The 24,568-nt window shown below is 64.5% G+C and carries 20 protein-coding genes; 9 read left to right on the top strand and 11 right to left on the bottom strand.

What is annotated here, in order from left to right; genetic code table 11:
• Nucleotides 1-136: 136 nt before the first annotated feature.
• Entirely contained in the window at nucleotides 137-1,627 is a 1,491-nt protein-coding gene (locus tag TQ98_RS08090; RefSeq protein ID WP_044875451.1) for an aldehyde dehydrogenase, read from the bottom strand.
• A gap of 312 nt (nucleotides 1,628-1,939) precedes the next feature.
• A complete protein-coding gene (locus TQ98_RS08085; RefSeq protein WP_044874835.1) occupies nucleotides 1,940-2,395 on the bottom strand; it encodes a GNAT family N-acetyltransferase in 456 nt (151 codons plus the stop codon).
• A gap of 466 nt (nucleotides 2,396-2,861) precedes the next feature.
• Here TQ98_RS08085 and TQ98_RS08080 point away from each other — a divergent pair, with 466 nt between their 5' ends.
• Nucleotides 2,862-3,782 carry a LysR family transcriptional regulator gene (locus tag TQ98_RS08080; RefSeq protein ID WP_044874834.1) on the top strand — a complete coding sequence of 307 codons (921 nt, stop codon included), beginning with the start codon at nucleotides 2,862-2,864 and terminating at the stop codon, nucleotides 3,780-3,782.
• A gap of 68 nt (nucleotides 3,783-3,850) precedes the next feature.
• On the opposite strand, the gene TQ98_RS08075 is transcribed toward TQ98_RS08080, so the two are convergent.
• Nucleotides 3,851-4,936 (bottom strand): extracellular solute-binding protein, encoded by a 1,086-nt coding sequence (locus tag TQ98_RS08075; protein WP_044874833.1) that lies wholly within the window; start codon nucleotides 4,934-4,936, stop codon nucleotides 3,851-3,853.
• On the bottom strand, nucleotides 4,933-5,973 hold the full coding sequence (locus tag TQ98_RS08070) for a histone deacetylase family protein (RefSeq protein ID WP_044874832.1): 1,041 nt from the start codon (nucleotides 5,971-5,973) through the stop codon (nucleotides 4,933-4,935). Before TQ98_RS08070 ends, TQ98_RS08075 begins: the two co-directional genes overlap by 4 nt.
• 545 nt (nucleotides 5,974-6,518) lie before the next feature.
• On the opposite strand from TQ98_RS08070, the gene TQ98_RS08065 reads away from it, so the two are divergent.
• A complete protein-coding gene (locus tag TQ98_RS08065) occupies nucleotides 6,519-6,866 on the top strand; it encodes a phage antirepressor (RefSeq protein WP_242443066.1) in 348 nt (115 codons plus the stop codon).
• Nucleotides 6,867-6,917: 51 nt separating this feature from the next.
• Here TQ98_RS08065 and TQ98_RS08060 read toward each other — a convergent pair whose 3' ends face one another.
• The 3 genes from TQ98_RS08060 to TQ98_RS08050 form a co-directional block, all read right to left on the bottom strand.
• Nucleotides 6,918-7,937 (bottom strand): AraC family transcriptional regulator, encoded by a 1,020-nt coding sequence (locus TQ98_RS08060; protein WP_044874831.1) that lies wholly within the window; start codon nucleotides 7,935-7,937, stop codon nucleotides 6,918-6,920.
• Nucleotides 7,938-7,946: 9 nt separating this feature from the next.
• Entirely contained in the window at nucleotides 7,947-9,683 is a 1,737-nt protein-coding gene (gene aceK / locus TQ98_RS08055; protein WP_044874830.1) for a bifunctional isocitrate dehydrogenase kinase/phosphatase, read from the bottom strand.
• A 137-nt stretch (nucleotides 9,684-9,820) separates the two neighbouring features.
• Complete coding sequence (locus TQ98_RS08050; RefSeq protein ID WP_044874829.1) at nucleotides 9,821-10,735, bottom strand: LysR family transcriptional regulator; 915 nt, start codon at nucleotides 10,733-10,735, stop codon at nucleotides 9,821-9,823.
• Nucleotides 10,736-10,842: 107 nt separating this feature from the next.
• Here TQ98_RS08050 and TQ98_RS08045 point away from each other — a divergent pair, with 107 nt between their 5' ends.
• Together TQ98_RS08045 and TQ98_RS08040 are read left to right on the top strand one after the other, a co-directional pair.
• Nucleotides 10,843-12,585 carry an amidohydrolase gene (locus TQ98_RS08045; protein WP_044874828.1) on the top strand — a complete coding sequence of 581 codons (1,743 nt, stop codon included), beginning with the start codon at nucleotides 10,843-10,845 and terminating at the stop codon, nucleotides 12,583-12,585.
• A gap of 98 nt (nucleotides 12,586-12,683) precedes the next feature.
• On the top strand, nucleotides 12,684-13,415 hold the full coding sequence (locus TQ98_RS08040; RefSeq protein ID WP_044874827.1) for a TorF family putative porin: 732 nt from the start codon (nucleotides 12,684-12,686) through the stop codon (nucleotides 13,413-13,415).
• A gap of 191 nt (nucleotides 13,416-13,606) precedes the next feature.
• Here TQ98_RS08040 and TQ98_RS08035 read toward each other — a convergent pair whose 3' ends face one another.
• Nucleotides 13,607-14,524 (bottom strand): LysR family transcriptional regulator, encoded by a 918-nt coding sequence (locus TQ98_RS08035; RefSeq protein ID WP_044874826.1) that lies wholly within the window; start codon nucleotides 14,522-14,524, stop codon nucleotides 13,607-13,609.
• Between the two features lie 105 nt (nucleotides 14,525-14,629).
• Between TQ98_RS08035 and TQ98_RS08030 the strand changes: the two genes are divergently transcribed.
• The 3 genes from TQ98_RS08030 (at nucleotide 14,630) to TQ98_RS08020 (ending at nucleotide 18,368) form a co-directional block, all read left to right on the top strand.
• The gene (locus TQ98_RS08030) at nucleotides 14,630-16,375 is read left to right on the top strand and encodes an amidohydrolase (protein ID WP_044874825.1); all 1,746 of its coding nucleotides are present in this window, start codon (nucleotides 14,630-14,632) and stop codon (nucleotides 16,373-16,375) included.
• Nucleotides 16,376-16,477: 102 nt separating this feature from the next.
• Nucleotides 16,478-17,209, top strand: coding sequence for a TorF family putative porin (locus TQ98_RS08025; RefSeq protein ID WP_044874824.1), 732 nt, complete (start codon nucleotides 16,478-16,480; stop codon nucleotides 17,207-17,209).
• Between the two features lie 250 nt (nucleotides 17,210-17,459).
• The gene (locus TQ98_RS08020) at nucleotides 17,460-18,368 is read left to right on the top strand and encodes a DMT family transporter (protein ID WP_044874823.1); all 909 of its coding nucleotides are present in this window, start codon (nucleotides 17,460-17,462) and stop codon (nucleotides 18,366-18,368) included.
• Nucleotides 18,369-18,438: 70 nt separating this feature from the next.
• On the opposite strand, the gene TQ98_RS08015 is transcribed toward TQ98_RS08020, so the two are convergent.
• Together TQ98_RS08015 and cysK are read right to left on the bottom strand one after the other, a co-directional pair.
• Nucleotides 18,439-19,524: a polyamine ABC transporter substrate-binding protein gene (locus tag TQ98_RS08015; protein WP_044874822.1), complete on the bottom strand. Its 1,086-nt coding sequence runs from the start codon at nucleotides 19,522-19,524 to the stop codon at nucleotides 18,439-18,441.
• Between the two features lie 231 nt (nucleotides 19,525-19,755).
• Nucleotides 19,756-20,730: a cysteine synthase A gene (gene cysK / locus TQ98_RS08010; RefSeq protein WP_044874821.1), complete on the bottom strand. Its 975-nt coding sequence runs from the start codon at nucleotides 20,728-20,730 to the stop codon at nucleotides 19,756-19,758.
• Between the two features lie 222 nt (nucleotides 20,731-20,952).
• On the opposite strand from cysK, the gene TQ98_RS08005 reads away from it, so the two are divergent.
• Nucleotides 20,953-21,798: a MoxR family ATPase gene (locus tag TQ98_RS08005; protein ID WP_044874820.1), complete on the top strand. Its 846-nt coding sequence runs from the start codon at nucleotides 20,953-20,955 to the stop codon at nucleotides 21,796-21,798.
• Between the two features lie 140 nt (nucleotides 21,799-21,938).
• Nucleotides 21,939-23,117: a VWA domain-containing protein gene (locus TQ98_RS08000; RefSeq protein ID WP_044874819.1), complete on the top strand. Its 1,179-nt coding sequence runs from the start codon at nucleotides 21,939-21,941 to the stop codon at nucleotides 23,115-23,117.
• 91 nt (nucleotides 23,118-23,208) lie between these two features.
• Here the strand turns inward: TQ98_RS08000 and TQ98_RS07995 are convergent, their stop codons facing one another.
• Complete coding sequence (locus TQ98_RS07995) at nucleotides 23,209-24,252, bottom strand: sterol desaturase family protein (protein ID WP_044874818.1); 1,044 nt, start codon at nucleotides 24,250-24,252, stop codon at nucleotides 23,209-23,211.
• Nucleotides 24,253-24,568 lie beyond the last annotated feature (316 nt).

Here is a 24,568-nt window from a genome sequence, read left to right as displayed (position 1 = left end):
TTAGTTGTGATCAGTTGCTGAGGCAGTTGCGGCCAGGTAGCCGTAAGCCCGCGCGTGGCACCACGCGACAGGAGTCGTTTCTTGTTAGGTGGAGCCGCCCGCTGAAAGAGCGTGCGGCCCGGTCGTCATCGCGACCTCAGCGCAGCTGGAACCAGGTGGTCTTCAGCTGGCTGTACTTGTCGAAGGAATGCAGCGAGAGGTCGCGGCCGAAGCCGGACTGCTTGCCGCCACCGAAGGGCACGGTGACGTCCAGGGCGTCCACCGTGTTCACCGACACGGTGCCCGCCTTGAGCGCGCGGGCGACACGGTGGGCGCGGTGCAGGTCATCGCTCCACACCGAGGCCGCAAGGCCGTAGACGCTGTCATTGGCGAGGCGGATGGCCTCGTCCTCGGACTCGAAAGTGCTGATGGCCAGCACCGGGCCGAACACCTCTTCCCGCGCCAGCTCCATGTCGCTGTGCACATCGGCGAACACGGTGGGTTCGACGAAGTTGCTGGAGCCGTTGAAGGTCAGGCGACGGCCGCCCGCCAGCAGGTTCGCGCCCTGCCCTTGCGCCTGCTCGATGAAGGCCATGATGCGCGCGGTCTGCCCGGCGTCGACGATGGCGCCGGCACGGCTGGCCGGGTCCAGCGGGTCGCCGGGCATCCAGTTGCGCGCCTTGGTCAGCAGGCGCTCGATGAACTCATCGCGGATGGAGCGCTGGACGTACAGACGCGAGTTCGCCGAGCAGACTTCGCCCTGGTTGAAGAAGATGCCGAAGGCAGCCTTCTCGGCGGCGAGGTCCAGGTCGCGGCAGTCGTCGAAGACCAGGTTCGGGCTCTTGCCGCCGCACTCCAGCCAGACCTGCTTGAGGTTGGACTGGGCCGAGTAGCCCATGAAGTACTTGCCCACCTGGGTGGAGCCGGTGAACACCAGGCAATCCACGTCCGGGTGCAGGCCCAGCGCCTTGCCGGCGGCCTCACCCAGGCCCGGCACCACGTTCAGCACGCCTTCCGGCAGCCCGGCTTCCAGGGCCAGTTCGGCCAGGCGCAGGGCGGAGAACGGCGACTGCTCGGCGGGCTTCAGGATCACGCTGTTGCCGGCGGCCAGCGCCGGAGCGAGCTTCCAGGCCGCCATGTCGAGGGGGAAGTTCCAGGGCACCACGGCGGCGATCACGCCCAGGGCTTCGCGGGTGATGGTGGCCAGGGCGTTGGGCGCGGTAGGCGCCACCTGGTCGTAGAGCTTGTCCAGGGCCTCGCCGTACCAGGCGAACACATGGGCGGCGCCGGGCACGTCGATGTTGTAGGCATCCATCACCGGCTTGCCCATGTTCAGGGAGTCCAGCAGGGCCAGCTCTTCGCGGTGTTGCATCATCAACTCGGACAGGCGCAGCAGTACCTTCTTGCGCTCCACCGGCGCCATGCGCGCCCAGGGGCCTTCGTTGAAGGCACGGCGCGCGGTGCGTACCGCCAGGTCCACTTCCGACTCGCCGCAGGCGGCCACGCGGGCCAGCAACTGGTTGGTGCCGGGGCTGATGGAGTCAAAGGTCGCGCCGGATGCGGCGGCCACCTGGCGGCCACCGATCAGAGCCTTGTCAATGAAGCCTTGCCGGGCAGCCTTCTGCTGCCAATAGCCGAGATCGAACACGCTGCACTCCCACTCGACCGTCTGCGCGGTCATGTTGTTATTCGGGTCGAGGCAGATGGTGCGCCAGAGCTCGGCTTAGGAAAATTATTAAAAATGTGCTCGGTGGATAAGAAAAAGCTCGGTAACGAACGCGGGCGCAAAGCGCCGCCGTAGCCCGGACTTCAGTCCGGGGGCCGAAGGTATCTGACGTGCCAGGACAGGCCTCAGCAGGGGGTAGGCCGCCATTGCCGAGGAACAGGCAACGCACCAGGGTTCGACGTCCGCCGATAGCCCGGCGTGCACAGAAGCATCGCTGATGGGCTGATGCCCACCCTACGGCTTCGCGACGACTTGCAGCTCCATCGGCTGGTAGCTCAGCCCTGCGTCTTCGCCCGCATCGCCCGTGCACTGGAAGCCATAGCGCAGGTACGCCGGCACCGAGGTGAGCGATGCCTTGACCGTGATGGCCGCCACTCGCGCATGTGCGGTCATCGCGGCTACCAGGGCTTGTCCGATACCCTGGCGCTGATGCTGGGGGTGGATAAACAACATGGCGAGATGACGCCCTTCCCTGAGCTCGAGGATGCCCTTGAGCGTGGCGGCATCCTCGAACACCAGCATCAAGTTGTCGCCCTGCATGCGCTGCTGGAAGGCCTCTGCAGATGCCACCTTGCGGAAGGTCTCGACCCCCTGCGCGGACACCGTAGGCGCCACCGAAGCGTTGAACGCCGCCATGCACAGGGTGCTGACCGCATCGATGTCCGCCTGCACCATCTTCCTGATCGCCATCCTTCGCTCCTTCGGCCTTGCGGGTTGGCCGGCCAAAGTAGCACCGGGAACTGCCGAGCTGAAGCGCTGAGCGGGGCAGCGCACCGGGGCGGTGTGAGCGGAGGGATCGCGTTGGTGGGCAGAAGTCCACCCGACGGCGCATACATGCCAGAGCCGTAGCCCGGACTTCGGTCCGGGTCGTCGAGGTGATGGGCGAGGCGGCGCGGGAGGTCGACGACATCGACGCCCAGCAGATTGACGGCGGTGAACAGCCCCATGACGCGATAATCCACCCGCCTGAACAGCGTCGAGACAGGTGGTGCGCCAGCGTCCGGCAGAGGAAAAATATGAAAAATATGCTCGAGTCATATGAAAAAACTCGGTAGCCCATGCGGTTCAACAGGCGCTGCCTGGGGTAAGGTGCAACCCACAACGACAAGCAGAATGGGCCGCCGCACGCACCGGCGGCCGAGCAGCAGAGGTGCCCGTGGCTACCTATACCTTGCGACAACTCAAGTATTTCGTGACGACCGTGGAGGCCGGCAGCGTGGCCGAAGCGTCGCGCAAGCTGTACATCGCTCAGCCGTCCATTTCCACGGCCATCAAGGGCCTGGAAGAAAGCTTCGGCGTGCAGCTGTTCATCCGCCACCACGCCCAGGGCGTGTCCCTGACACCCAGCGGCACGCGCTTCTACCAGAAGGCCCAGGAGCTGCTGCGGGTGGCCCGCGAGTTCGAGCAGAACGCCCTGGCTGACAACGACATCGTCGCCGGACAGATCGACATCGGCTGCTTCGAAACCGTCGCCCCGCTCTACCTGCCGCAGCTGATCGCGGGCTTCCGCGAACTCTATCCTGGGGTGGACATCCGCATCCGCGATGGCGAGCAGCAGGAGCTGGTGCAGGGCCTGACCGCCGGCACCTTCGACCTGGCCTTCCTCTACGACCACGATCTGGACAGCACCATCGCGACCGAGCCGCTGATGCCACCGCAGAAGCCCTATGCGCTGTTGCCGGAGAACCACCGCTTCGCCAACCAGGCCCAGGTGTCCCTGCGCGATCTTTGCCTGGAACCGATGATCCTGCTGGACGTGCAACCGAGCCGGACCTACTTCGTCAGCCTGTTCCACGACATGGGCCTGACCCCCAACATCGTCTTCAGCTCGCCATCGATCGAGATGGTGCGTGGCATGGTTGGCCAGGGCTTCGGCTTCTCCCTGCTGGTCACCCGCCCCCACTCCGAATGCACCTACGACGGCAAGAAGGTGGTCACCGTCAACATCACCGAACCCGTGGCCACCTCCGGTCTGGTGGCGGCCCGGCTCAAGCGCGGACAACTGACCAAGCCGGCGCAGTTGTTCGTGGACTTCTGCCGGGAGCGCCTCGCCCAGAAGGTCGAGGTCGCCTCGTAGCGCACCGATCAGTCCAGCCGAGAAGCAGAAAGGGCCGCAATGCGGCCCTTTTTTTGAGTGCTCGGAAATCAGGTCCCGGTCTTGATCTTGGTCCAGGTCCGCGTACGGATGCGTTCGATCTTCGGCGGCAGCATCTCCACCGAGAACAACTTGGCCTGCACCTCCACCGGCGGGTAGACGTTGGGGTTGTCCCGCAGCTCCGCCGAGATCAGCTTGTCCGCCGCCTGGTTGGGGTTGGCGTAGGCCACGTAGTCGGAAATGGGCGCCACCACTTCCGGGCGCAGCAGGTAGTTGAGGAAGGCATGCGCCTGCTCGACGTTCTGCGCGTCCTTCGGAATGGCCAGCACATCGAACCAGGCCGCGGTGCCTTCCTTGGGAATGCGGTACTCCACCTTCACGCCGTTGCCCGCCTCCCGTGCCCGTGCCGCTGCCTGCATGGCGCCGCCGGACCAGGCGATCGCCACGCAGATTTCGCCATTGGCAAGGTCGGTGACGAACTTGGACGAGCTGAAATAGCTGACGTGGGGACGCAATTTGGCCAACAGCTCCTCGGCCTTCTTGTAGTCGCCCGGGTTATGGCTGTTGGGCGGCAGGCCCAGGTAGTGCAGCACCTCCGGAATCACCTCGGTGGGTGAGTCGAGGAAGGCCACGCCGCATTGCTTGAGCTTGGCCAGGTTGTCCGGGTTGAACACCAGCTCCCAGGAGTCCAGCGGCGCGTTCTCACCCAGCACCGCCTTGACCTTGTCGACGTTGTAGGCGATGCCGTTGGTGCCCCACATGTAGGGCATCACGTACTGGTTGCCCGGGTCCTTGGCGGCCAGCACCTTGAGCAGCGCCGGGTTCAGGTTGTTCCAGTTGGGCAGCTTGCTCTTGTCCAGGGGCTGGAACACGCCGGCCTTCATGTAGTTGGGCAGGAAGCCGTCGCTGGGCACCACCAGGTCATAGCCGGAGTGACCGGAGAGCAACTTGGCCTCCAGCACTTCGTTGCTGTCGTAGACGTCGTACTGCGGCTTGATGCCGGAGGTCGCCTGGAAGTCCTTCAGGGTGTTCGGGCCGATGTAGTCGAACCAGTTGTAGATGCGCACCTGGGGGTCGGCAACGGCATTCAGCGAAGCGCCCAGCAGGGCCCCCGCCAGCAGGATGCGGGCCTTCATTGCGCGGCCCCTTCGTAGCCCTGCAGGACGTTCACCGCGTTCACGCCGATGGCTTCTACCGCGTAGCCGCCTTCCATGATGAACAGGGTGGGCAGGCCGAGGGCGGCGATGCGCTGGCCCATGCGGATGTAGTCCGGGGAGTCCAGCTTGAACTTGGAGATCGGGTCGTCCTTGTAGGTGTCCACGCCGAGGGAGATCACCAGGGCGTCCGGCGCATAGGCCGCGATCTTGCGGCAGGCGTCGTCCAGGGCGGCGGACCAGCCCTCCCAGCCGGTGCCGTGGGGCAGCGGGTAGTTGTGATTGAAGCCGGCGCCCTCACCTTCGCCGCGCTCGTCGGCATGGCCCAGGTAATAGGGGTATTCCACCAGCGGGTCGCCGTGGATGGAGGCGAAGAGTACGTCGCTGCGATCGTAGAACAGCTCCTGGGTGCCATTGCCGTGGTGGTAGTCGACGTCGAGGATGGCCACGCGCTTGGCGCCCTGGTCGAGGAAGGCCTGGGTGACGATGGCGGCGTTGTTGAAGAAGCAGTAGCCGCCCATGAAGTCGCTGCCGGCGTGGTGTCCCGGCGGACGGCAGAGGGCGAAGGCGGTGTTGGCGCCCTGGCGCATGTGGTCCTGGGCGGTCAGCGCCACCTGGGCGGAGCTGTACACGGCCTGCCAGGTGCCGGCGGTGATGGGCGCCTCGGTGTCGAAGCAGTAGTGACCCAGTTGGCCATGCAGTGCGGTGGGGATGGGGCCATCGCGGCGCAGGCGGCGTGCCGGGAAGGTGCTGGGCAGCATGTCGCAGCTGTGACCTTCGGCGGCCCAGCGGTCCCAGGCACCCTTGAGGAACTCCACGTAGGCGGCATCGTGGACCCGCAGCACGGGCTCCAGGCCGAAGTCCTTCGGCTCGATCACCTCGCCAAGATTCTGATGGCGAACCCGCGCCAGCACGGTGTCCGCGCGGCTGGGCATTTCGAAACAGGGCTGGAGCTTGCCATCGACCAGTTCCGACTGGCCGAAGTGGAGACGGTGATCGTCGCTGTAGACGGTCAGCATGGAGGGCACCTCATTCGGGTCTTGTTATTGGTGAGGGGATTCTGTGGCGGATCAGGGGTGTTTGCGCAGTGGCGGCGGCGGCCAATAGGGGATCAAAGTGGCCAAGTTATCTGGCCGAACACCCCTCTCAATGCGAAACACTCTCTCATGACGACCCGTAGGATGGGTGGAGCGGAGCGATACCCATGCGGCCGCCGATCGATGGGTATCGCAAGCTCCACCCATCCTACGAAACCGGATTGCATCGCCAATCCGAAACATCCGACACCCCAACCGCATTGCCGTCCTACAAAGCCCTTGGGCAGCATCCGGCCTCTTTGCGGCTTCGGTCGCGACCCGGACTGGAACTCCGGGATGTAGCGCGCAGAAAGCCATGCAGGTCGACTGGGCATCTCTTTCAGTTACCCGGCAGTCATGGCGGACTGTGCGAGGCGGGCATTCGCCCGGCCGGCTGCTACACCGGTGGTTCCAACCTTGCACAGTCCGCCACCCTTCTCTGGATGTACCCGGTTGCGGCTCCTCATCGTTCGACAAGGAGTTGCACCATGAGCACCACGTTCTACGAAACCCGCCATTTCTTCCGCCACGGCCGCCTGCTGGGCGTTTCCGCCAACGTCCGGCTGAACGACGGCCTCGACGCCGACCAATGGCGCACCGGCCTGCTCAAGTGCGGCCGTGGTCTGGTGGAGGAGGAAATGATGATCAGCGAATCGGGCAGCTACGACCTGCTGCTGCGGCGCTTCTACCACCCGGAAAACCGCAACCTGCGCCGCTGGCTGACCCACGAGGTGATTCCAGCCCCATGGGGCACCTCGGGCGAATCCCCTGCCATCGAATCGATGGGTTTCGCAGGCTCTACCCATCCTACGTCGGAAGTTGGGGCATTACCGTAGGATGGGTAGAGCGGAGCGAAACCCATGCAGATGTCGCAATCGCTCTGTCTGTTACCCCCGAAAATGACTCGGCGGCTGACCGCTCCAGCGCTGGAAGGCGTGGCGCAGGCTGGCGGTTTCGCTGAAGCCGAGTTCTTCGGCAATGCGGTAGATGGGGATGTCGCCCTGCTGGAGCATTTCCTTGGCGCGGGTGAAGCGCAGTTCGTCCAGCAGTTGCTGGTAGCTGGTCTGCTGCTGGGCCAGGTGGCGGCGCAGGCTGCGGGATGAGCAGTTCATCTGCTTGGCCAGTTCCTCCAGCCCCGGCGGGTCTTGCAGGCGGGCATTGATCAGGCTGCGCACGCGCTCCAGCCACGCGCGGCGGGCGGCGAACTCGACGTTCTGGCGCCGGCACTGTTCGAGCATTTCCTTGTGGGTCACCGGGTCAGCCAGGGGTAGCCGGCGTGCCAGCCACGAGGCGTCGAAACCGATGGCGCTGCGTTGCTCGCCAAAGCTCACCGGACAGCCGAAGCCCCGTGCATAGGGCCGCGCCATGCCACTGCTGGCCGGGTAGTCCAGTTGCACCGCGCGCAGCGGCAAGGGTTGCCCCAGCAGGTCGGCAAAGGTGACCTTGAGCGACCCCAGGCAGACCTCGGTATTGAACGCCCGCAGCGACTCGTCCTCGCTGTAACCGGTAGCGCTGAGCCAGGCGGTGTCGCCGTCCTGCTCCAGGGCCAGGCGGAAGTAGGTGCCCAGCAGCACCGGGTAGTTCAGGCCGATGCGCAGCGCCTCGCCGAAGGTGGGCGCCGACAACATGGCGTAGCCCAGCAGCCCGTAGGCGGAGATGCGCGTCCGCAGGCCGAGGGTGAGCCCCAGGGCCGGGCGCGGTGCCAGGCGAACCGCATTGGCGTAGACCACCTGCTCCTGATCGGGGTTGACCAGCCGCTGCAGCTCCGCGAGGTCTTGCTCGCTGATGCCGCTGCCGGTCAGTACGTCGCAGGCGGAGATACCCTCCTCCTGCAGCAAGGCGACCGTCAGCGCCGACATGTGCAGCGAGTTCAGCCAGGTGGCGCGGGAAAATACGTGTTCGACCATGGTGACGCCTTACTGAATGGCTTCCGTCAGTTCCCGTTCCTGGCGCCGGTAGGGAAAGACGTCGATCACTTTGCCGGAGCGGATGGCTGCTTGCAGGGTTTTCCAGTATTCGGCGTCGTACAGGTCGCCATGGAGCTTGGCGAACAGCCGGCGCTGGCCGATATCGGCGAAGAGGAAGCGCGGGAACTCCTCGGGGAACACGTCATTGGGCGCCACGGAATACCAGGGCTCGGCGGACAGCTCGTCCTCCGGATAGCGCGGCGGCGGGATGACGCGGAAATTCACCTCGGTGAGGAAGCAGATTTCGTCGTAGTCGTAGAACACCACGCGGCCGTGGCGGGTGACGCCGAAGTTCTTCAGCAGCATGTCGCCGGGGAAGATGTTCGCCGCCGCCAGTTGCTTGATGGCCAGGCCGTAGTCGTAGAGCGCCTCGTGTACCTGGGCGTCGCTGGCGCTTTCCAGGTAGATGTTCAGCGGGGTCATGCGGCGCTCGGTCCAGCAGTGACGGATCAACACCACGTCGCCTTCGACAGCGATGGTGGACGGCGCCACCTCCAGCAGTTCCGCCAGGCAGTCCGGGTCGAACTTGGATTTCGGGAAGCGGAAGTCGGCAAACTCCTGGGTATCGGCCATGCGCCCTACCCGGTCGACGTTCTTCACCAGGCGGTACTTCTCGATCACGGTGTTGCGGTCCACGGTCTTGGCGTGGGCGAAGCGGTCCTTGATGACCTTGAACACGGTGTTGAAGCCCGGCAGCGTGAACACGCTCATCACCATGCCGCGCACACCGGGCGCCATGACAAAGCGATCGTCGGTATTGGCCAGGTGGTTGATCAGGGCGCGGTAGAACTCCGACTTGCCGTGCTTGTAGAAGCCGATAGAGGTGTACAGCTCAGCAATGTGCTTGCCCGGGAGGATGCGCTTGAGGAAGCCGACGAATTCGGCGGGCACCGCCACGTCCACCATGAAGTAGGAGCGGGTGAAGGAGAAGATGATGGAGACTTCCGCCTCGTCGGTGATCACCGCGTCGGCCTGGATGCCCTTGCCCTCGCGGTGCAACAGCGGGATCACCAGGGGCCACTGCTCATCGCGGGTGTAGAGGCGTCCCACCAGGTACGCGCCCTTGTTGCGGAACAGCGGCGAGGCGAAGAGCTCGATGCACAGCTCGGGGTCCTTGCAGACCCAGTCCGGCAGGTGTTCGCGCAGCTGAACCTCCAGGCGCTCCAGGTCACCGGCGCGGTCGTCGTAGGGCACGTTGAAGCGGTAGTCATCGAGGATGGCCGAAAGCGCGGCGTGCAGGCGGCCTTCAGGGCGGTAGCTACGAGTCTGCGGCGCGCGTTCGTGAGTGCGCAGGGAAGGCCGGGTGGTGTGGATGAACATGCAGCCATCGCTGATGAGGTCGTGGCTGAACAGGCCGCAGAACACGGAGTTGTACCAAGTCTCGGAAAGCTCATCGTCCAGGCGCACGTCGATCAGGTCGATGTAGGCACTCTTGACCAGTGGCCAGAGCTGGACGTCCAGCAGCTCTTCCGACGCATAGGCCTCATGCAGGCGCCCGCTGGTTTCCGCCACCTTCACCTCGTACAGGGCGATCCGCTGCGCGGCGGCCTGCTGGGTGGCCGGCCATTGCGCCAACTCGAAACGCGCGCGGGCACCGTCGGTGATCCGGCGGAAATGCTCGCGGTAGTCGTCGAAGCCTTCAAGGATCAGTCGGGCGATGCCTTCGGCCGGCCATTGCTGCGCCATGGGAATGTCTCGGCTGCGGAAACGGGAAAGGCGAGCTTATCCAGAGGCTGACTTGAAAAAAAGCTCCTGCCGGTAGACATGCCCAGGGCTGGCCGGTCCCTGTGGGGGCGCCACAGCTGTGCGCCTTCAGACGATGCTCAAGCAATCCCCCGCTCCCGCAGATACCCCTCCAGCATCTCGATGAACACCCGCACCTTGCGGGTCCGCCGGCGGTGGGCCAGGTAGAGGACATGCACCCAGGGGCCGAACGCGTCAGGCTCCATCTCGTATTCAGGCAGTACGCGCACCAGTTGGCCGCTGGCCAGATAAGGCGCGGCGCTCCATTGCGGAACGATCTGCAACCCGTGGCCGGCCAGCAGGCAGGTGAGCAGGAAGTCGAAGTTGTCACTGGCCAGTTTCGGTACGGGTTGCGGCACACGGATACGCTCGCCATCCAGCCGCAGCCACCAGAAATGCCGATTGAGCACGGGATGCCGGAAGATCAGCCAGTCATGCTGCAGATAGGTCTCCAGCGACACCTCCAGCCCCTTGCGCTCCAGGTAGGCGGGGCTGCAGCACAGGAGGATGCGGTTTTCCGTCAGCGGGCGGGCGATCAACCCCGGCAGGTCCGTGGGGCCGTCGCGCAGGGCGAGGTCGTAGCCGCCGTCAATCAAGTCCAGGAAGGTGTCGTTCAGGTGCACCTCCAGGCGCACTTGGGGGTGGGCGTCCATGAAGCGGCAGCAGACTTCGTTGAGGAACGCCGGGCCGAACGACGGCGGCGCGATAAGCCGCAAACTGCCGCGCAGTTCGTGGTGCAACTGGTCCAGTTCCTCCCCGGCCAGTTGCAGCTGCATCAAGGCCTGACGGGCACCTTCCAGGTAGATCTGCCCCGCCTCGGTGAGGGCCATGCGCCGGGTGGTGCGCTCGAACAGGCGGGTACCCAGCTCGGTTTCCAGGTGCCCCACCGCCTTGGTCAGGGCCGACGGTGTCTTGCCCAGTTGCTCGGCGGCACGGCTGAAGCTGCCGAATTCGGCGGTGGCGACAAACATGGTGAGGGCGCTGAGCTTGTCCACTGATCTGTTCCTGATCGGCACAAAAGTTGTGCGAAAACATAGCATTCTGCCGCCCGCCCGGCTTGGTTAGGCTCAGCGCCAGACCAACAAGAACCGGAAGATACCCGATGAAAACCTTCGTCCCCACCCTGATGGCGGCGGCCCTGGCCTGTTCCTCGATGGAAAGCATGGCGGCCGTCGACCTCATCTTCCACAACGCCAAGGTGTACACCGCCGAACCCGGCCAGGCCCTGCAGCAGGCCGTCGCCGTGGAGAACGGCAAGGTCCGCGCCGTAGGCAGCGACGCCGAGGTACTGCGGCTGAAGGAAGCCGGCACCCGTGTGATGGACATGGGCGGCAAGGTGCTGATGCCCGGCTTCATCGACTCCCACTCCCACGCCATCTTCGGCGGCCTGGAGCTGGACTCGGCCTCCCTCGGCGGCCAGTTGATTCCTGCAGCCGAGCTGGAACAGCGTCTGCGCCAGTGGCGCGATAACGGCAAGGCACGACATGGCGACGCGCTCAGCGTCAGCGGTGTGCCATCGGCCGCCTGGGGCCAGCTGGATGAACTCGAACAGCGCTTCAACCGGGGCGAATGGGCCGAGGTGCCGATCTTCTTCCTCGGCTGGGACCACCATACCGGCTGGGCCAACCGGGCCATGCTGAAACGCGCCGGCATCGACGCCGCCACCGTGAAGAGCCTGAAGGGCGAGGCGCAGGCCACCATCGGCCATCATCCCGACGGCCAGCCCAATGGCTTCCTCGCCGATGCCGGGCTGGACCCGGTGATGGCGCAACTCCCTCCCGCCACCGACGAGCAACTGCTGAAAGCCGGCCGTTCGGCGCTCCGCTACAACCTCAGCCTGGGCATCACCGCCTGGATGGACCCGGCGGCCAACGCCGCACCGGGCGAGCCGCTGTTCGACTTCAAACCCACCGCCCAGACCCTGGGCGTACTCCCGGCCTACAAGGCGCTGGCCGAGAAGGGTGAGCTGACCGCCCATGTCGCCGCCCTGCTGGTGGCAAACCCGAAGAGCACACCGGCCGATCTGGATACCCTCGACAAGGTGCGCCAGCAGTTCCAGGGCCTGCCCAACCTCACCCTCCCCGGCATCAAGATCTTTGCCGATGGCGTGGCGGAAATCCCGGCACAGACCGCCGCCATGCTGGAGCCCTACAAGAACTCGAACAAGCGTGGCGAACTGCTGATCGACCCGGCGCATTTCGGTGAGCTGGTCAGCGCGGCCGACGCCCGTGGCTGGCTGGTGCATGTCCACGCCATCGGCGACCGCGCGGTGCGTGAATCCCTCAATGGCATCGAGCAGGCGCGCCGTGATCGTCAGAGCGGCATCGCCCACTCGGTCACCCATCTGCAGATGGTCAACCCCAAGGAGTTCGCCCGCTTCAAGCCGCTGAACGTGATCGCCTCCATGCAGCTCTACTGGGCCAGCGCCGACGAGCTCAGCCTGGACCTGGTGCAGCCCTACATCAGCGCCATGGCCTTCCAGTACCAGTACCCGGCCCGCTCGCTGCTGAAGAACGGCGCGACCATTTCCGGCGCCAGCGACTGGCCGGTAACTACGCCCGAGCCCTGGAAAGCGATCTACCAGGCGGTCAGCCGCAAGGGGCCGAAAGGTGTGTTGAACCCGGATGAAGAGATCGACCGGGAAACCATGTTCCAGGCCTACACGCTCAATTCCGCCCGCACCATCGGCCTGGAGAAGCAGATCGGCTCCCTCGCCCCCGGCAAGCAGGCCGACCTGATCCTGCTGGACCGCGACGTGTTCCAGGTGGAGCCCGAAGCCCTGCGCGACACCCAGGTCCTGAAAACCTGGTTCGCCGGCCAGGAAGTCTTCAGCGCCGCTCGCTAACAACAACGCAATTCTGCTTCCCCAGCTCCCGCCTCGCGCGGGGGCCGGGCGAAGCCTTGCCCGCATCTGCCAGAACAATCACAACAACGGGAAACCCGATGAAACGCACCGCCCTCCTCGCCCTTGCCCTGGCTCCCCTCGCCTGCCAGGCCCTGGAACTCTCCGAGACCTTCTCGCTACAGATCGACACCACACTCGCCAGCGACTACCGCACGCGGGGCATCTCCCAGACCCAGAACGACCCGGCCGCCCAGGTGGGCGCCACACTGCTCCATAGCAGCGGCCTCTACGCGGGGATGTGGACCTCGAACGTCGACTTCGGCTTCGATCTCAAGACCCGCCAGGAAGTGGACTACTACGCCGGCTGGTACTGGCAGGCCACCGACGAGGTGAGCCTGGACGCGGGCTACGTGAAGTACGCCTACCCGAAGGAAAGCCGGTTCAACCAGAGCGAGGTCTACGCCATCCTCGGCGCCTACGGCTTCAAGCTCGCCGCCTACTACTCCAACGACGCCGAAAACATATTCGGCGAACAGCAGGACATCCTCTACAGCTATGTCAGCTACGAAACCGCGCTGCCCCTGGATGTGGGCCTGAAGCTGCGCTACGGGCGCAATGACTTCAAGGACCCGATGTTCTGGTCCGCCAGCGGCAAGAGCGAAGACGACTACCACGAGTGGGAAGCCAAGCTGACCCGCGACTTCCTCGGCGTCACCTGGGGCCTGTCGTACATCGACACCGACCTGTCCGACTCCGAATGCGCCAGCAACTACGGCTTCACCGACGTGTGCAGCGCGACCTGGGTGGCGAGCGTGAGCAAGAGTTTCTGATCCGCGCACGCGCGCGATTCATTCGTGACGCGAAACCGCGGACCGCTGCGTGGCCTACGGATTGACTGCGTAGGATGCGGTAGAGCGAAGCGAAACCCATCAGCGGCATCGATGGGTTTCGCAAGCTCTACCCATCCTACGGATCTTGGCGAATGAATTCGCCCCTACAACATTCAGCGCGACCGAGAAATTCACGCCAACCCCCGCGCCTCCAGGTGCCGGGCCAGGTAGTCGATGAAGGCCAGCACCTTGCCCGTGGCGCGGCGGTGGCTGGGGTAGACCGCGAGGATTCGCGAACCGAAGGCGTCGGGGTCGATCGCGTAGTCGGCCATCACCCGCACCAGTCGGCCATCGGCCAGGTAAGGCGCGGCGCTCCACAGCGGCACATGGTAGAGACCGGCACCGGCCAGGGCGCTGGCCATCAGCAGGTCGTGGTTATCGCCCTCCATGCGCGGCGTCGTGGGCCTCAGCAAACTCAGGCGCTGGCCATCGCGTTCCACCCACCAATGGGTCCGGTCCAGGGCGGGATGGTAGTAGAGCAACCAGTCATGCTGATCGAGGGTTTCGGGGGTGACCGGCACGGGGTTGCGGGCCAGGTAAAGCGGGCTGGCACAGACCGTCAGACAGTTGCTTCCGACGGGTCTGGCAATCAGCCCGGGCAGGTCCCCGCGTCCCTCCCGCAGGGCCAGGTCATAGCCGGAATCCACCAGGTCGACGAAGGCGTCGGTGAGGTCCACCCGCAAACGAATCTGCGGGTACTCGCTGAGGAAGCCGGCACAGACGTCATCGAGAAACGCCCGGCCAAACGCCAGTGGCGCGGTCAGCCTGAGCATGCCGTGGAGGCCGTGCTGCAATTGGCCAAGCTCCTCCCCCACCTCATGCAGGCGTTGCAGCACCAGGCGCGCGGTTTCCAGATAGACCCGCCCGGCCTCGGTCAGCACCGTGCGTCGGGTACTGCGCTCGAACAGGCGCACGCCCAGGTCCTCTTCCAGATGGGTGACGGCCTTGGTCAGGGCCGATGGGGTTTTGCCCAATTGCTCCGCGGCACGGCTGAAGCTGCCGTGTTCCGCCGTGGCAACGAACATGCTGAGAGCACCAAGCTTGTCCATGGTTTTTCCATTCAGGAAAAAGGGTTTTGCGCAGTTCGGGCGTTCTGCCGGCCCGGGCCAGCCGCTAGTCTCGCCGCCAGATCAATAAAAACAAGAGGTTTGGCAATGAAAGGCTTCACCCCCACCCTGCTGGCCATGGCGCTGGCTTTTTCCTCAACGGAGTCCATGGCGGCCGCTGACCTGGTGCTACTCAACGGCAAGCTGTACACGGCCGATCCGTCCCAGCCCTCGGCCCAGGCCATGGCGGTAGCCGACGGCAAGGTCCTCAAGGTGGGCAGCGACGCCGAGATCAAGGCCCTGGCCGACTCGTCCACCAAGATCATCGACCTGGCCGGCAAGCGCCTGATGCCGGGGCTGATCGACACCCACTCCCACTCCATCTTCGGCGGCCTGGAAATGACCTCGGCCAACCTGGATGGCGAAGAAAACGTGGCGCTGGAGGAACTGGAGAGGCGCCTGCGTGGCTGGCGCGACGACGGCACGGCCCGCCACGGCGATGTACTGAGCGTGGCCGGGGTGAGCTCCACTTACTGGAGCAAGGCCGAGGAATTGGGGCGCATCTTCAGCCAAGGTGAATGGGCGAAAGTGCCGGTGGTATTCATCGGCAGCGACCACCACACCGGCTGGGCCAACCAGGCCATGCTGGAACGCGCCGGCATCGACGCGAAGCTGATTGCCGCTCTGCCAGAAGCCCAACGGGGAACGGTCGGTACCGGCAAGGACGGCAAGCCCAATGGCTTTGTGGTGGACGCCGGCTGGGACCGCGTCGCCGCCGCCATGCCACCGGCCAGTGCCGAGGAGCTGCTGCGCGCGGGCGAGGCCGCGGTGAAGTTCAACAACAGCCAGGGCATCACCGCCTGGATGGACCCGGCCGCCAACGCCGCGCCGGGGGAGGCGATCTTCGACCTCAAGCCCACCGAGAAGTCCGTCGGCGTCCTGCCGGCCTATAAGGCCCTGGCAGAGAAAGGCGAGCTCAGTGCCCACGTCGCCGCCCTGCTGGTGGCCAACCCGAAGAGCCGCCCCGCCGACCTCGACACCCTGGACAAGGTGCGCCAGCAGTTCCAGGGCATTCCCAACCTGACCGTGCCGGGCATCAAGGTGTTCGCTGACGGGGTGCTGGAATACCCGGCGCAGAGCGCGGCACTGATCGAGCCGTACAAGAACTCCCACAAGCCGGGCGAACTGTTGATTGACCCGGCTCACTTCGGCGAGCTGGTCAGCGCAGCCGATGCCCGTGGCTGGCTGGTGCACATCCACGCCATCGGCGACCGTGCGGTGCGCGAATCCCTGAATGGCATCGAGCGGGCGCGCAAGGACCGCCAGAGCGGCGTCGTCCACTCCATCACCCACCTGCAATTGGTGAACCCCACGGAGTTCGCCCGATTCAAGCCGCTGGGCGTGATCGCCTCCATGCAGCTGCTCTGGGCCGCCAGTGACGAGTACACGGTGGACATGGTCAAGCCTTACGTCAGCGCCGATGCGTTCCGCTACCAGTACCCGGCCCACTCGCTGCTGAAACAGGGTGCGACCATCGCCGGGGCCAGCGACTGGCCGGTGTCCTCGCCCAACGTCTGGGAGGCCATCCACCAGGCGGTGACCCGCGAAGGGCCGAAGGGCGTGCTCAACGCCGACGAGCGCATCGACCGCGAGACCATGCTGCAGGCCTACACCCTGAACGCTGCCCGCACCATCGGCCTGGAGCAGCAGATCGGCTCCCTCGCCCCCGGCAAGCAGGCCGACTTCATCATCCTCGACCGCGACGTACTCAACGTCGCCGAGAAGGACCTGCCCGAAACCCGCGTCCTGCAGACCTGGTTCGCCGGCCAGGAAGTCTTCAACGCCTCTCTCTAAGACCCAGCTCTACCCGCTCCATGCCCCGCTCCCGCCGCAAGGCGGGGGCTGGGCGGAGCCTTGCCCGCATCTGCCATAACAATCACAACAACGGGAATCATCATGCGCAGCATCACGCTCCTCGCCCTCACCCTGGCTCCCCTCGCCTGCCAGGCCGTCCAGCTGAACGACGACTTCACCCTGGAAGTCGACCTTGCCCTGGTCAGCGACTACCGCACCCGAGGCATCTCCCAGACCCAGAACGACCCCGCCGCCCAGGCCGGCGCCACCCTGATCCACTCCAGCGGCCTCTATGCCGGGGCCTGGACGTCCAACGTCGACTTCGGCTTCGGCCTCAAGACGCGCCAGGAAGTGGACTACTACGCCGGCTGGTACTGGCAGGCCACCGACGAGGTGAGCCTGGATATCGGTTACCTCAAGTTCACCTACCCAAAGGAAAGCCAGTTCAACCAGAGCGAGGTCTACGCCATCCTCGCCGCCTACGGATTCAAGCTCGGCGCCAACTACTCCAACGACGCCGAAAACATATTCGGCGAACAGCAGGACATCCTCTACAGCTACGTCGGCTACGGCACCACCCTGCCCCTGGATGTGGGCCTGGAGCTGCGCTATGGGCGCAATGACTTCAAGGACCCCATGTTCTGGTCCGCCAGCGGCAAGAGCGAGGACGACTACCACGAGTGGGAAGCCAAGCTGACCCGCGACTTCCTAGGGGTCACCTGGGGCCTGTCCTATATCGACACCGACCTGTCCGAGTCGGAGTGCGCCAGCAACTTTGGTTTCACCGATGTCTGCGAGGCGACCTGGGTGGCGAGTGTGAGCAAGACCTTCTGATCCCTTTAGCCCCTGGGGTGGTAAATCCTGTAGGGGCGATTTCAATCGCCAAGGAGCACGCAGTGCTCCCGCAGATACCGAACGGCAGGCCTTCGGCCTGCTTGGCGAATGAATTCGCCCCTACAGGAGAAGCCCCCACAGGCAATTCGAATCTGCCCCCACAACTGTTCCGCCAATTTGAAAGCAAGTTGTAGATTGCGCCGCCCTCCGGGCGGGTTCATCGTGCCGGCTCCACCGCCTGGAGCCCGCCATGAAGCCCGCCGACCTCATCCGCCTGCTGAGCCTTGCCGCCATCTGGGGCGCCAGCTTCCTGTTCATCCGCATCCTGGTCCCGGAAATCGGCGCACTGCCCACGGCCTTCCTGCGGGTGCTGTTGTCGGCCATCGGCCTGGCGGTGATCCTCGCCATGCTCCGCAGCGACTGGAGTTTTCGCGGCAAGCTGGGCAAGACGCTGGTGATCGGCACGGTCAGTTCCGGCATTCCCGCCGCCATGTACGCCCTGGCGGCGAAGGTACTGCCGGCGGGCTATTCGGCCATCTTCAACGCCACGACGCCATTGATGGGGGTTCTGATCGGCGCGCTGTTCTTCAGCGAGAAGCTGACCGGGACCAAGGCCGTCGGTGTGCTGCTGGGCCTGGCCGGGGTGGCGGTGCTGACCCGCACCGGGCCGGTGAATTTCGACGTCCAACTGCTCTGGGGCGCCGCAGCCTGCCTGGTGGCAACCACCTGCTATGGCTTCGCCGGCTTCATGACCAAGCGCTGGATCACCGAGGCGGGCGGCATGGACAGCGGCCTGGTGGCCTTCGGTTGCCAGATCGGCGCCACCCTCTGCCTGCTGCCGGTGTTCGCCTGGGACGCCCCCGCCATGCCCCTCGCCCCCTTGATGGAGCCCGGTACCTGGCTGGCCCTGGCAGCCCTGGGATTCATCTGCACGTCCTTCGCCTACATCCTCTACTTCCGCCTGATCGCCAACGTCGGGCCGGTGAAGACCATGACCGTGACCTTTCTGATCCCGCCCTTCGGCGTGTTCTGGGGTGTGCTGTTGCTCGGCGAGTCGGTGTCCATGGCGCACCTGCAGGGCGGCGTGCTGATCGCCCTGGCGCTATGGCTGGTGGTGAAGCCGGCACCCGTGCCGGCGGTGGCGAAGTCGGCGGGGTGAACGGAGGTCGGGCGATTGGTGTAGGGGTGAATTCATTCGCCCCTACAGGATCAAGCCCCCAGAACCTGCATCAACGCCCGGTCTTGATCGCACTCCACACGCGGGTCCGGATGCGGTCGATCTTCGGCGGCATGGACTCCAGGGCGAACAGGCTCTTCATCACATCCGCCGGCGGATAGATGGCCGGGTCAGCCTTGATGGCGGCATCCACCATCGGGTCGGCACCGACGTTGCCGTTGGCGTAGTGCACCGAGTTGCTGATGCCGGCCATCACATCCGGGCGCAGCAGGTAGTTGAGGAAGGCGTAGCCGGCCGCTTCATCAGGCGCGTCGGCGGGCATGGCCACCATGTCGAACCACATGGGCGAGCCTTCCTTCGGCGTCGAGTACTGGATGTTCACACCGTTGTTGGCTTCCTTGGCGCGAGTGGCGGCCTGGAGGATGTCGCCGGAAAAGCCCACGGCCACGCAGATGTCGCCGTTGGCCAGGTCGCTGACGTACTTCGAGGAGTGGAAGTAGGTGATGTAGGGGCGGACCTTCATCAGCTCGGCCTGGGCGGTCTTGTAGTCCTCAGGGTTCTGGCTGTGGTGCGGCAGGCCCAGGTAGTTGAGGGTGATGGGCAGCAGCTCCGGGCCATTGTCGAGCACGGCGACGCCGCACTTGGCGAGCTTTTCCATGTTCTCCGGCTTGAAGAACAGGTCCCACGAGTCCACCGGGGCGTTGTCGCCCAGCACCGCTTTCACCTTGTCGACGTTGTAGCCGATGCCGGTGCTGCCCCACAGGTAGGGGAAGCCGTACTGGTTGCCGGGGTCGTTCGCTTCCAGTGCCTTGAGCAGCACCGGGTTGAGGTTCTTCCAGTTGGGCAGCTGGCTCTTGTCCAGCTTCTTCAGGGCGCCGGCCTGGATCTGCTTGGCCATGAAGTGGTTGGAGGGCACCACCACGTCGTAGCCGGATTTGCCGGTCATCAGCTTGCCGTCGAGGGTCTCGTTGCTGTCGTAGACGTCGTAGCTGGCCTGGATGCCGGTTTCCTTGCTGAAGTTGGCGACGGTGTCAGGGGCGATGTATTCGCTCCAGTTGTAGATCTTCACCGTGTCGGCCGCCTGGGCGGCTGAGGACATGGCCAGCGTCAGAAGGAGGGGCGCGAAGGAACGTGTCATTGTCGTTGTGTCCTGGCTGCTTGTGGATCGAGACCCCGTCGTGCGGGGGCTCCAGCTTCTCCGCGAGGCCCGGCAGTGACAATGCGCGGCAAGTCCCAGCGGACCCGCGAGGAAGCAGGCAATCAGGAAAAACCCACCCCGCCTTCGCGACGGGGGTGGGCGATGAATCGGTGAACTGTGATGCCCAACCTGGGCATCACACCGTTGGGCCTCGCTACGCTCGGCGCCAACCTACTGCTGCAGTTCCTGCTCGGTGAACAGGCCATCGAACAGCATGCTGGAGAGGTAGCGCTCGCCCGAGTCCGGCAGGACAACGACGATGGTCTTGCCTTCCATTTCCGGCTGCTCGGCCAGACGCACCGCCACCGCCATGGCAGCGCCGGAGGAAATACCGCAGAGGATGCCTTCCTCACGCATCAGCCGCAGGGCCATGGCCTTGGCTTCGTCGTCGGTGCTCTTCTCGACGCGGTCCACCAGGGTCAGGTCGAGGTTCTTCGGCACGAAGCCGGCGCCGATGCCCTGGATCTTGTGGGGGCTGGGCTTCACTTCTTCACCGGCCAGGGTCTGGCTGATCACGGGCGAGGCCACCGGCTCGACCGCCACCGAAAGGATCGGCTTGCCGCAGGTCTGCTTGATGTAGCGAGAGACGCCGGTGATGGTGCCGCCGGTGCCGACGCCGGCCACCAGCACATCCACCGCGCCATCGGTGTCGTTCCAGATTTCCGGGCCGGTGGTCTTCTCGTGGATGGCCGGGTTGGCCGGGTTCTCGAACTGCTGCAGCAGCAGAAATTGCTCGGGGTTGGAAGCCGCCAGTTCGTTGGCCTTCTCGATGGCGCCCTTCATGCCCTTGGCGGGTTCGGTGAGCACCAGCTCGGCGCCCAGGGCCTTCAGCACCTTGCGGCGCTCCAGGCTCATGGAAGCCGGCATGGTGAGGATCAGCTTGTAGCCACGGGCCGCCGCGACGAAGGCAAGGCCGATACCGGTGTTGCCGGAAGTCGGCTCCACCAGGGTCATGCCCGACTTGAGCCGGCCAGAGGCTTCCGCGTCCCAGATCATGCTGGCGCCGATGCGGCACTTCACCGAGTAGGCGGGGTTGCGGCCTTCGATCTTGGCGAGAAGGGTCACGCCCCGGGGCCCCAGGTGGTTGATGCGTACCAGGGGGGTGTTGCCGATGGCTTGCGAGTTGTCTGCGAAGATGCGGCTCATGGCGGAATCCTTGTCTTGCCGGAAAAAGGAGCCCAAGCCTAAGGCGGTGATGCTAGAGCGTCCAGCGACCGACGGAGGCGATTTGAGGGCATTCCTGCCATTCAGTGACTGAATGAAACGTCTGCGTTCACAGTCGACCAAGTCGCGCGTTATAGTCAGGCCTTTCCCAAATACTGAACCGACCGGTTTTTCAACCGGTGCCCCACGTTCGAGGATTACCTGATGAAGTTCGAAGGCACACAGTCCTACGTCGCCACCGATGACCTGAAACTCGCGGTGAACGCCGCCATCACCCTGCAGCGTCCGCTGCTGGTCAAGGGCGAACCGGGCACCGGCAAGACCATGCTCGCCGAGCAGTTGGCCGAAGCCTTCGGCGCCAAACTCATCACCTGGCACATCAAGTCCACCACCAAGGCCCACCAGGGTCTGTACGAGTACGACGCAGTGAGCCGCCTGCGGGATTCCCAGCTGAATTCCGACAAGGTCCACGACGTTCGCAACTACATCAAGAAGGGCAAGCTGTGGGAGGCGTTCGAGTCCGATGAGCGCGTCATCCTGCTGATCGACGAGATCGACAAGGCCGACATCGAGTTCCCCAACGACCTGCTGCAAGAACTCGACAAGATGGAGTTCTACGTTTACGAGACCAACGAGACCATCAAGGCCAAGCAGCGCCCGATCATCATCATCACCTCGAACAACGAGAAGGAACTGCCGGACGCCTTCCTGCGCCGCTGCTTCTTCCACTACATCGCCTTCCCCGACCGCGCGACGCTGCAGAAGATCGTCGACGTGCACTACCCCAACATCAGCGGCGAGCTGGTGGCCGAGGCGCTGGACGTGTTCTTCGACGTGCGCAAGGTGCCGGGCCTGAAGAAGAAGCCATCCACCTCCGAACTGGTGGACTGGCTGAAGCTGCTGATGGCCGACAACATCGGTGAAGCCGTGCTGCGCGAGCGCGACCCGACCAAGGCCATCCCGCCGCTGGCTGGCGCCCTGGTGAAGAACGAACAGGACGTGCAACTGCTGGAACGCCTGGCCTTCATGGCCCGCCGCGCCAGCCGCTAAGCAGCTCTTGCAGGGTGGGTTAGCGAAGCGTAACCCGCCAACCAGCCGCCAGGCTGGCCAAAGCGATGCCTGCGGCATCGATGGTGGGTTACGTCGCTACGCGGCTAACCCACCCTACGGTTATTCATGAGGGCGCATAGATGCTGCTCAACCTGTTCAACGAAATGCGCGCGGCCAAGGTGCCGGTTTCCGTCCGCGAGCTGCTGGACCTGATCAACGCGTTGAAACACAACGTGGTGTTCGCCGACATGGACGAGTTCTACTTCCTCGCCCGCACGGTGCTGGTCAAGGACGAGCGCCATTTCGACAAGTTCGACCGCGCCTTTTCCGCCTACTTCAAGGGCCTGGAAAAGCTCGATGACTACCTCCAGGCGCTGATTCCCGATGAATGGCTGCGCAAGGAATTCGAACGCATGCTCACCGATGAGGAGCGTGCGCAGATCCAGTCCCTCGGCGGCCTGGACAAGCTGATCGAGGAATTCAAGAAGCGCCTCGAAGAGCAGAAGGAACGCCACGCCGGCGGCAATAAGTGGATCGGCACCGGCGGCACCAGCCCCTTCGGCTCCGGCGGCTTCAACCCCGAAGGCATCCGCGTGGGCGATGCCGGGAAGCGCCAGGGCAAGGCGGTGAAGGTCTGGGACCAACGCGAGTACAAGAACCTCGACGACCAGGTGGAACTGGGCACCCGCAACATCAAGGTCGCCTTGCGCCGCCTGCGCAAGTTCGCCCGCGAAGGCGCGGCGGAAGAGCTGGACCTGGACGGCACCATCGACCACACCGCCCGCGACGCCGGCCTGCTCAACATCCAGATGCGCCCGGAACGCCGCAATACCGTGAAGCTCTTGCTGCTGCTGGACATCGGCGGTTCCATGGACGCCCACGTGAAGGTCTGCGAAGAGCTCTTCTCCGCCTGCAAGACCGAGTTCAAGCACCTGGAGTACTTCTACTTCCACAACTTCATCTACGAATCGGTGTGGAAGAACAACCTGCGCCGCACCTCCGAGCGCACCTCCACCCTGGACCTGCTGCACAAGTACGGCCCGGACTACAAAGTGGTTTTCGTCGGCGACGCCGCCATGGCCCCGTACGAAATCACCCAGGCCGGCGGCAGCGTCGAGCACTGGAACGAAGAGCCCGGCTACGTCTGGATGAAACGCTTCATGGAGAAATACAAGAAGCTCATCTGGATCAACCCCTACCCCAAGGACACCTGGAACTACACCGCCTCCACCAACATCGTCCGCGAGTTGATCAACGAGCAGATGTTCCCCCTGACCTTGCAGGGGTTGGAAGATGGGATGAAGTTTCTGTCCAAATAAGAACGGGCCCTGCGGGGCCCGTTTTCTTGAATGCTCGCGGCTTGCGTGCGCTTGGCGGTGCCCCTGCGCCGGCTTCAGCCTCCAGCCCCACTCATCGCGAATAAGGCGCTTCGGAAGCCCGGGGTGTAACCGCCCGCGAGCGTCTCGCCAGCGCGATCTTGCGCGCCGTTTCCACAAAGGGGGTGACGATCAGGCTATGGAGCGTCACGTAGCGATGATCGTCCGGCTCCCCGGTGCCGAACCGGATGGCCTCGGGCTTCGAGGTGGTGACGTAGAGCGTTCCGAACATCCAGTCCCAGAGCGACAGGTTGGTACCGAAGTTCTTGTGGAAGTGCCGGGGTTCATCGCTGTGATGAATCTGGTGCTGGGCCGGACTGTTGATCACATGCTCGATGACCGGGCCGAACGACAGCCAGACATGACTGTGGCGCAGGTTTGCCGCCAGCCCGTTGAAGATGAACACCAGATAGGTCACCCCGAACAGGGTGTATCGGCTGATCGCCCCGCCACAGGCGTACCAGAAGACGCCGGCATAGAGGCCGAGGCAGACGGTGGTGGTCAGCTTCTCGACGATCTTTTCCAGGAAGTGAACCCGGCTGGCAGTTGCCGGCACCAGCACGGGCGCCGAGTGGTGGACCTTGTGAAACGCCCAGAGCCATCGGGTATGGAAGGCCCGATGGGCCCAGTAATGGATGAAATCCTTCACCAGGAACACGCCCAGCCCGTAGAGCAGGGAAAGCCCGAGGTTTTCGCCCACCTGCGGGCGGGCGCCCCAAAGGTTGGTGAAAAAGGCGATGTAGTCCCCGGAGCGCAGGATGTAGGGGTCAACCAGACCGACGACGGGAAGCACCAACGCGACTTTCAGGATGGCCCGCACGAAGTAGTAGCGGTAATCCAGCAACGCCGAGGGATGGAAATAGACCCGGCTGCCACCGATGAACTGCCAGAACGACTGCGCGTCGGTCAGCCCGCGATGCTTGCGATAGCGGAACAGGCTGTAGGCAATGCAGTAGGAGATGAAGAGGAACAGCACACCGAAACGGCCGTTCAGATCAAAAATGCCGGCGAACTGACCGGTAACCGGCTCGATCACCCACTCGGCCAGGCGCTCATAGGCATGCGAGAGAACATCCATGGAGGCTGGCCTCGGTAGAAGGAAACGCATCTTAAATCAAAATGGGAATCACCCGCTGCTGTATCTCGATCAACGTATGCGCACGCTCGTCGGCGGCGGAAGCGGCGGGTCCGGAACGTGCCTCTTCGCCCCCGAAATGGAGGACGCCCGGGAAGCTTCCGTAGGATGAGGTAGAGCGAAGCGAAACCCATCAGCGGCCTCGGCTGCTGGTGCAGACCGGCAAGGCACATCGCGAATGAATTCGCCCCCACAGGGAAGAGCGCTCCGGGAGCGCCTTTGGCTCAGAGCCTGTGCCTTGGCTGCACCGTCCTGCTGT

It is taken from the genome of Pseudomonas sp. LFM046 (assembly GCF_000949385.2).
Classification (GTDB): Bacteria; Pseudomonadota; Gammaproteobacteria; order Pseudomonadales; family Pseudomonadaceae; genus Metapseudomonas.
Note: the sequence above shows the minus strand (reverse complement) of the source record. Positions and strands in the feature narration are given on the sequence as shown.